Source organism: Streptomyces sp. NPDC001156 (assembly GCF_053598275.1).
This window is the reverse complement of the sequence record NZ_JBSFJX010000304.1, coordinates 1-7,718: the sequence shown is the minus strand read 5'-3', so window position 1 is coordinate 7,718 and position 7,718 is coordinate 1. Positions and strand designations below refer to the sequence as shown.

8 protein-coding genes and 2 pseudogenes are annotated in these 7,718 nt (G+C 67.1%); 6 read left to right on the top strand and 4 right to left on the bottom strand.

What is annotated here, in order from left to right:
• Together ACWDA7_RS48410 and ACWDA7_RS48405 are read left to right on the top strand one after the other, a co-directional pair.
• Nucleotides 1-393 (top strand): transposase (locus tag ACWDA7_RS48410; RefSeq protein ID WP_450614022.1); only part of this gene is annotated, 393 nt, incomplete at its 5' end.
• Between the two features lie 245 nt (nucleotides 394-638).
• Complete coding sequence (locus tag ACWDA7_RS48405) at nucleotides 639-1,883, top strand: PP2C family protein-serine/threonine phosphatase (protein WP_450614020.1); 1,245 nt, start codon at nucleotides 639-641, stop codon at nucleotides 1,881-1,883.
• A gap of 432 nt (nucleotides 1,884-2,315) precedes the next feature.
• Here the strand turns inward: ACWDA7_RS48405 and ACWDA7_RS48400 are convergent, their stop codons facing one another.
• Together ACWDA7_RS48400 and ACWDA7_RS48395 are read right to left on the bottom strand one after the other, a co-directional pair.
• Nucleotides 2,316-2,675, bottom strand: coding sequence for a hypothetical protein (locus tag ACWDA7_RS48400; RefSeq protein ID WP_450614018.1), 360 nt, complete (start codon nucleotides 2,673-2,675; stop codon nucleotides 2,316-2,318).
• 1,400 nt (nucleotides 2,676-4,075) lie between these two features.
• Nucleotides 4,076-4,606: a DUF5994 family protein gene (locus ACWDA7_RS48395; protein ID WP_450614016.1), complete on the bottom strand. Its 531-nt coding sequence runs from the start codon at nucleotides 4,604-4,606 to the stop codon at nucleotides 4,076-4,078.
• A 275-nt stretch (nucleotides 4,607-4,881) separates the two neighbouring features.
• Here ACWDA7_RS48395 and ACWDA7_RS48390 point away from each other — a divergent pair, with 275 nt between their 5' ends.
• From ACWDA7_RS48390 to ACWDA7_RS48375, 4 genes are all read left to right on the top strand, one after another.
• Nucleotides 4,882-5,442 (top strand): DUF5994 family protein, encoded by a 561-nt coding sequence (locus ACWDA7_RS48390; RefSeq protein WP_450614024.1) that lies wholly within the window; start codon nucleotides 4,882-4,884, stop codon nucleotides 5,440-5,442.
• Between the two features lie 305 nt (nucleotides 5,443-5,747).
• The gene (locus tag ACWDA7_RS48385) at nucleotides 5,748-6,008 is read left to right on the top strand and encodes a hypothetical protein (protein ID WP_450614014.1); all 261 of its coding nucleotides are present in this window, start codon (nucleotides 5,748-5,750) and stop codon (nucleotides 6,006-6,008) included.
• Between the two features lie 83 nt (nucleotides 6,009-6,091).
• Nucleotides 6,092-6,364 (top strand): hypothetical protein, encoded by a 273-nt coding sequence (locus tag ACWDA7_RS48380; RefSeq protein WP_450614012.1) that lies wholly within the window; start codon nucleotides 6,092-6,094, stop codon nucleotides 6,362-6,364.
• A 218-nt stretch (nucleotides 6,365-6,582) separates the two neighbouring features.
• Nucleotides 6,583-7,059 (top strand): tyrosine-type recombinase/integrase, encoded by a 477-nt coding sequence (locus tag ACWDA7_RS48375; RefSeq protein WP_450614010.1) that lies wholly within the window; start codon nucleotides 6,583-6,585, stop codon nucleotides 7,057-7,059.
• Here the strand turns inward: ACWDA7_RS48375 and ACWDA7_RS48370 are convergent.
• Nucleotides 7,056-7,354, bottom strand: a pseudogene (locus ACWDA7_RS48370) (gas vesicle protein). The gene ACWDA7_RS48375 and the pseudogene ACWDA7_RS48370 sit on opposite strands and share 4 nt — an antisense overlap.
• Nucleotides 7,351-7,718, bottom strand: a pseudogene (locus ACWDA7_RS48365) (SRPBCC family protein); the annotation flags it as partial. The pseudogenes ACWDA7_RS48365 and ACWDA7_RS48370, both read right to left, overlap by 4 nt.

The window sequence follows — 7,718 nt, the reverse complement described above, 5'->3', positions numbered from 1 at the left end:
GAGATCATCGAGTCCCTGCCCGGCATGGGCCCCATCCTCGGGGCCGAGTTCGTCGTCGCCGCGGGCGATCTGACCTCCTACACGGACGCCGGCCATCTGGCCTCGGCCGCCGGACTGGTCCCCGTCCCGCGTGACTCCGGACGCCGCACCGGCAACCTGCACCGACCCAAGCGCTACAGCCGCCGCCTGCGCCGGGTGTTCTACCTGTCCGCGCAGACCAGCCTCATCCGCGAAGGCCCCAACCGGGACTTCTACCTCAAAAAACGCGGCGAAGGCTGCAAGCACGTCCAAGCCGTCATCGCCCTGGCACGGCGCCGAGCCAGCGTGCTGTGGGCGCTACTGCGTGACAACAGGACCTTCACCCCCGCCCCACCGGTCCCGCAGGCGGCTTGACTCAGTCATTGAAACTCCAGGCCAAAGTCGTTCCACCGACCTCACGTGTACGTCAGCTTGGGGCGGCGGTGCTCACGGTGGACATGGGCCGGGGCTCACCGCTCGTCCTGGTCAGACTCTGCACCAGGCCCGGAGCCTGGCATCGGCCTGGGCCGACATGCCGCGCATGGCGTAATAAGCCGCTCGGGCGGGCTTCCCAGGTCACGTTGTGCGCAGGCGGTGACCGAGGTGAGGGCGGGAAGGAGATGGTGAACGGGGCTATGGGCGAGGAGATCCCGGAGGACCGCTCGGAGGGTTTCGGCGAGCGGCTGCTCGGTGTGCTGCTGGACAGAGCGCCGCATTTGCCGCCGCAGCTGATCGCCCCGCTGATCGCGGAGGAGGTGGCCAGGATCGGAGGCCGTGACGTCTCCATCCTGCTCCAGGACTACGCGCAGGAGCTGCTGGTGCCGCTGCCGGGCAGAAAACTTCACGTCAGTCAGCCCCAGCCGGTGATTGACTCCCCCGCTGGCCGGGCCTTTTTGCGCGGGCAGGTCGTCGAGGTGCCGCAGGCCCACGGGGGCGTCCAGATGTATCTGCCGCTGCTGGACGGCAGCGACCAGGTGGGCGTGATGGCCGTGACCCTGGACGCTGTCGGCGCCGACGACCGGCGCCTGCTGCGCAGGCTCGCCAGCCTGGTCGCCGACCTGCTGGTCACCAAGAACGCCTACACCGACCAGTTCTTCCAGACCCGGCGCCGGGAGCCGATGAGCGTGTCTGCGGAGATCCAGTGGAGCCTGCTGCCGCCGCTGTCGATGTCCGTGCCGCAGGTCGAGGTGGCCGGCATGCTGGAGCCCGCCTACCGCGTCGCCGGCGACAGTTTCGACTACGCCCTCAACGACGACATCCTGCACGTCGCCCTGATCGACGCGATGGGCCACGGGCTGGACGCCGCCACGATGGCGACCGTGGCCATCGGCGCCTACCGGCATGCCCGGCGCGTGTTCATCGACCTGGCCGAGAAGTACGCGTTCATGGACGATGCCATCTCCCGGCAGTTCGGCCCCGACCACTTCGTCACGGCGCAGCTGATGCAGCTGAACATCGCCACCGGTGAGATGGAGCTGGTCAACGCGGGCCACCCCGCGCCACTGCTGGTCCGCGACGGCCGGGTGGTGCGGCAACTGGAGTGCGCGACGACGCTGCCCGTCGGCTTCGGCGGCGAGGTGCCCCGGATCAGAGAGCACACGCTCCGGCGAGGCGACCGCGTGCTGTACTACACCGACGGCATCATCGAGGAGCACGTCGCCGGCGGGGAGCCGTTCGGCGAGGAACGCCTCACCCGCTGCGTCAACCGCCTGGGGAAGGAGCCGTCAGAGGGGGTACGGGCGGATCTGCGACGGCTCTCCCACGTGCTGAAGAGGGAACGCGGCGGGCACACCAGCGACGACGCCACCCTTTTCATGATCGAGTGGCGCGGAGGCGCCGCCGACCACCTCGCGGTCCTTGGCTGAACGCCTCGACGCCAATCAAGTCCGCACCGGACAGCGCCGCCTGTTGGACGACGCCCCCGCTCGTCCAAATGTTGCGCCAAACGCGCGATGAAAGCCGCACGATCAACTCGTCTGAAGAGTGGAGGCTCGTGCCCGCGGTGTGCCCGATTCGGCGGGATCTCTCGGGGATTCACGGGGAACAGCGGCGACAGTCGCGTTGCGGACCAGGTCAGGGACTTGGCAGGTCAGCCGCGATCCGCATACGGCGTCTGTGCCAAGTGGGTGCAGTGGGCGGCGGGCGAGGCATCAGCGCCTCCGTGCATCTCGAGGCGACCGTCTCACTGGCGGACGGGCTCGCGGCGTGTGTGGTGTGCCAGCCGGATGCGGTCCTCGAGTGAGCGCGACGACGCCCCGTCGTCCGAGTAAGCGACGGGGCGTCTGTACTGCGTCGTGTTAGTCGCGCCGGATGTCCACGCGGCCGATCGCCCAAGAGTCCACCTTGACCAGAGGGACACGCAGAAAACCGGTCCCAGCGAAGACCAAGGGCTCTGCGCCGAACACGACCTTGCCCTCGGCGAGGTGAAGGGCGTCCTCGGTGTCCAGCGAGCCGCTCTCGGTCGCGAACTCGTCTGCGAAGCCCTTCATCGCATTTACCTGATTGAGTACTTCGATGCTGCTTCCCAGCCACGCGGCACGGGAAGTGAGCCGCCCGGTGATCAGCGTGCCGCCGACGGTGATGGTGATGTCGAAGGAGTCGCCGCTCTGGTTGACGCGCTTGACAATGCGTTCGAGCAGCTTGTCACTGTTTGTCATGGAGTGAACCTACTTGCAGTGGCAGGCGGCACGGGACGGGTTTGGGAAGGACACGCCTTAAGCGCCGGATCGCATGCCAGGTGAGTTTCTAACTGCGTGACAACGCCGACGTACAGCGGCGGACCAGCGCGGGCGTCCGTGCACCAGCGCCGCAGGCGAGAGGAACAGTCGGTCCAGGTCGAGGGTCCAGCCAAGTTCCTTCGGGACGAAGAGGTCCGTGTCCCATCCGTGCCCGATCGTGCGGGGACGAGCGGGCACCGTACAGCACCCCGGCCCCTGACCGTCTCACCTGCTCAGGGGCCATTTCCGCTGGTAATGGGTGTGGGATTTGAACCCACGGTGACTCGCGCCACGACGGTTTTCGAGATCGTCGACCGACGTTCGCCGAAGTGCCGGCCGAGGTGCTCACGGCCCGGGCCAGTCCAGGCGCAGGACAGTGGCATCGTCGCGTGGGTCGTCGTTCGTGGTCGTGAAGGCCCGGCCTACCTGACCGGACCTTCATCTTCTCCTGGCCGTTCGTCAGGCATGTCCAGGATGGGCTCTCGGGTGTACCGAGGGCTCTCAGGTGGTGGGGCCGCACTAGGGACCATGAGTCCGGCGAGGAGCCCGCTTAGATCATCCGTGGATAGCGCCAGGCCCAGGGTTTGCACGATGCGCAGAGCACAGTCCCGGATGGACTGAGCGTCCATCTCGGGCGCCGCCGTGCTCCTAATCTCGTCACACACTCGACTGAACTGCTCAGCGCTGATCGTTGGCCGGCTTACCGGTTGCGCCATGGTGCGCTCCTCCTGGAAGAACGGGCCCCACCCGCTCTTCCAGAAAGCGCTGAGCACACCCCAACGGCAACTGGAAAGAGCCAGCACGCAGCCGCTTGCCCAGAGGCCAACGAACGGCTGGGGCGAGTGATCAGCACGCTGAGTCACCCACTGGGCACGGCCACACCCATATAGCGGCCGATCGCCGGGTCGCCTCCTGGCGTGCGACGTCGGCCGACATCGACCGAATGACAAACACCCACGGCATCTGACGGAAGCAGCCGAATGCGCCGGCGGCCCGTATTCGAACAACCTGGTCAGACGATGCCTTTCCGTCTCAGTTTCCGTCTCATTCAGTCGCGGCCATCGGCGTTCAGCCGGGGCCGGACGGCCAGCCCGATTGAAGGCCCGGAGGGGCATGAACGAAGGTGAACACCTCTGTACACCGTCCAAGGCACCACCAACACAGTTGGAAAGCGTGTTGGGGGCAACCCCTCACGAGTTCGAATCTCGTATCCTCCGCCATTGCTCTCACCGGGCAATACGTCGAAGGGCATCCACCCCGACGGGCGGCACCGCCTTGATCGCCTTGAAGTCGGCGCCGTCCAGCGGAGACAGACCTACTGGCACCCGGACCTCCAGACGTCATTCCTCGGGCTCGTGACGTTCCTCGCCGGTCCGAGAGCCCTCCGCAGGAATCGGGTGTGCCTGATGGGTGCCGGTGTCGATGAGGATCTGTGCGGCATGGGTGACGTTGTCGGCCCAGACGGCCCTGGCCATCGCGGCACGGGCGGAGTCGGCTGTCGCGTGCGGCGGGACCACGAGAAGGGAGAAGTGGTTCTGGTCGCCCGGAGTGATCAGGACGGTGTCATCACCGACCGGGAAGGAGTCGATATGGACGACCTGGTCGTCGATGACCAGGCGCGTGGGAAGTTCATCCCATGCAGTGGCGTCCAGGCCGACGCGCGTGATGGGGCCGAGGTGCCCGGTCAGCACGCGGATGAGGTCGGGCAATTCCCTGCCGATGTCGCGGGAACGCGGCCACCACGCGCCGTCGAGGTTGCCCTCCCGGGAATGTGTCGTCTCCGGCCGCAGAAGAACTGTCCCGGGTTTCGCGGCCCGATGGATCGCGTCCGGCAGGAGCCCGGGGGCGCGAGACATGTCGGATTGGGTCATGATGTGTCCGCCTGTCTGCGGGATTCGGTGTCGCCGCCGAACGCGGGACCTCGTCTTCTCGCCGTAAATCGCGCGCCGCCACCGGCTGCGCCCGTCAGCGGTTCCGGACTCGTAGCCTGTCGGTGAAATGCCTGCTCACGCACCGTCCCGGGGCCTCGGAACGGCGTAGAGTGAAAGGACCGAGAGTACTTCGCACACCGGCCGCCATGTCGGTGTCGTTCCCGGCGAGCAACAACACCGGCCTCCAAGAGGAGGCCCGGGGACAGGTCCGTGCCATGACCGCGACCATCGAACCCACGATCATCAAAGAGCGCCCGCCTTCGGCGTCGGCCCGGCTGTCCCTGACCCCGACCGGCCCGGTTCCAGGTCTCCTGGACGGTGCCTGGTGGCCCCGCTCCCGTGATCTCCTCCGGGAGATCCCCGCTCTGACAGACGCGCTGGACGCGTGCTGGGGCCGGATCACCCACGTCACCGTGAACCCGGCCCACTGGCCCGTCATCCCGCGCAGGGTCCCCGTCACGGGGCACACAGTGCATGTCGGCTGGTTCGCCGACGAGCAGGACCCGAACAAAGTGATCCTCTTCTCCTACACGGTGGGCCGCCTGGACCTGCTGGTGATCCCTCCGGAGACGGAGCCGACCGCCGCCGCCCGGCTGATGGCAGCAGCAACCGTTCCGGGAGGTATCCGCACCGCTAGCGGTCTCATGGCCGACGAGGCCATCAGCCACGAGGCGGCAGAGGCTCAAAGCCGAGAAGAGGAATGGGAGACCGACGGCGGAGCCGCTTCGGCGGCCGGAGCCGCGATCGGGATCTTCAGTTCCGCCCTGAGAAGGTGACGACGTGGAGACATCCGCCACCGTCGCCGTGATCTCTTTCATCGCGGGAATGTTCCTGATCCAGGATCGGGGCGTTCCGCTGCAGCGATGCCCTACCGGGAATCGGTTGGCGGTCCCGTAAGAGCCCACCTGCCCTGCCGTGCCGAAGGGTCCTCCTGCCGACGCCACACGCCGTGAGCATCGAGCGAGGGGGGAGCCGCTGATGACGCAGACCTTCCAGCCGGGGCAGGTGTGGGGCGACGGCCGTCACACTCACGGGCACGTCGCCCCTGATGCACGTCGTCCTGAATGAGCAAGGGGTCACCATGAAGTCACCGGAACTGCCGTCGGCCGGGCACGCGGAGGTTCGTATCGTCGCCGCGGACCCGGAGGCGGCTCGCCATGTCGCGGAGATTCTCCGCCGTTGTTTCGCCGCCGCCGAAGCGCGCAGCTACCCCGCAGGCCCCGACGGCGGAACACGCCTCCACCTCACCGTGGACACCACGCGCATGGCGGAGCCGGTGCGCTCCTGGCTGTTGGCCAGCCAGGCCTCCCGGGACGATCACACACAGCCGGACGAAATCTGAGGAGATGGCCCTCAGCGGGGGAAGGAGGACACCGCCCCAGACGTACGGGTTTCTGTCAGTGCCGGCACGAGAGGCAGGAGACCATGGCGACACTGCACGAGCGGGAGCACTACCGCGAGGCGATCATGAAGACCCTGTACGAGGCCATCGAAGGCAATCGCCTCCTCGGCCTCACCGGGGCGCAGCTGCGCGAGGACCTCGCCATACCCGAGGAGGACCTGGCCGCCGCCTGCACGTACTTGGCGGCCGAGGGACTGATCCAGGTCGACTGGGCGCGAGGAAACACACCCGCGATGGTCACACTGAAGCACGAGGGGATCCAGCTCATGGAGACCGACGAGAAGGACAGTGACTGACACGGCACAAGCCGCCCTCGGGGCTCCGGCCGGTCACATGACGGCTATGTCCCCCATATGACTGAAATGGCGTTCCGCGCATACCCTGGTGAGTGGGCCGGTGCACTCTCACGTGCAACGACCCGGAAGGGCGGCCCCGGTGTGTATACGCCGGGGCCGTTGCGTCACCGGCAAATGCCACAGGGAGAAGGTGTGATCCACTCAGCCGATCTCCGCGAGTGACGCAACTGCGACACCCCAAGAGTCAGGTCGCTCTGTCGTTCCTACTCGACCGGTGGCTTGGCATCGCCGAGCTCGAAGAGACCTCCTACGAGCGGACCGAGGGTCTGATCCGCAACTACCTCAAGCCCACGTTCGGCGACCTCAAGGCAAGCAAGCTGACCGCCGAGATGCTGGAGCTGTTCTACACACGACTGCGGCGCTGCAGGGAACAGTGCGATGGGCGGCGCAACGGCAAGACGGGTCCGAAGACGAACAAGAAGCACGTCTGCAAACCGCTCGCGACGAACTCTGTGCGCAAGATTCACTTCATCCTGCTGCCCGCCCTCGACCGCGGGATGCGGTGGGGCTACGTGACGACGAACGTCGCCGCCCTCGCCGAGCCACCCGCACAGCCGCACCCCGACCCCGACCCGCCGACTCCCGAAGAAGCGGCCCTCGTTCTCAACACCGCCTGGCAGCGGGACCTGGACTAGGGGACGTTCCTGTTCATCACGATGGTGTCCGGCTCCCGGCGGGGCGAGATGTGCGCCCTGCGCTGGCGTGACCTCAACGTCGACCGGCTCGACACGGGCGAAGAGGGTTCGTCGAGGCGGGCGCGAGTGGAGAGCAGGGGGTCGGACTCCCACCAGTCGCTCCCCATCTTCGAGCTGATTGATCCGGATGTCGCCGGCGATCACACCTTGTCGAGCACCCGTTCAAGGATGTCGGCGAGGGTGGCACCGCTGCTGGGCCCTTGTAGGGATCCGGGAGCCTGCTGGGTGTCGTCATCGCCGGCTCTCGGCGGGCGACCGCTCGGCCTCGCGCTCGTCAGCCTCTTCTTCGTACTCCTCTTCTTCCTCTTCGCCGTTGCTCTCGTCCTCCGGTTCCTCGTCCTCGGCTTCCTCTTCCTCGTACTCGCCCTCGGGTTCCCCTTCCTCGGCTTCCTCTTCCTCGTACTCGCCCTCGGGTTCCTCTTCTTCCTCTTCGCCTTCTTCCTCGGCGATCGCATCCTCGTGGGTGCGGACGACCTCGCCGTCGTGGATCTCACCGCGCCAGCCGTCCTCCGCCTCGCCCTTGAGGGTGATGAAGCGGTCGAAGTTCTTGAAGTCGAGGCGAGCCCGGCGGCCCTGAGCGCGCCAGATGTTGCCGGTCT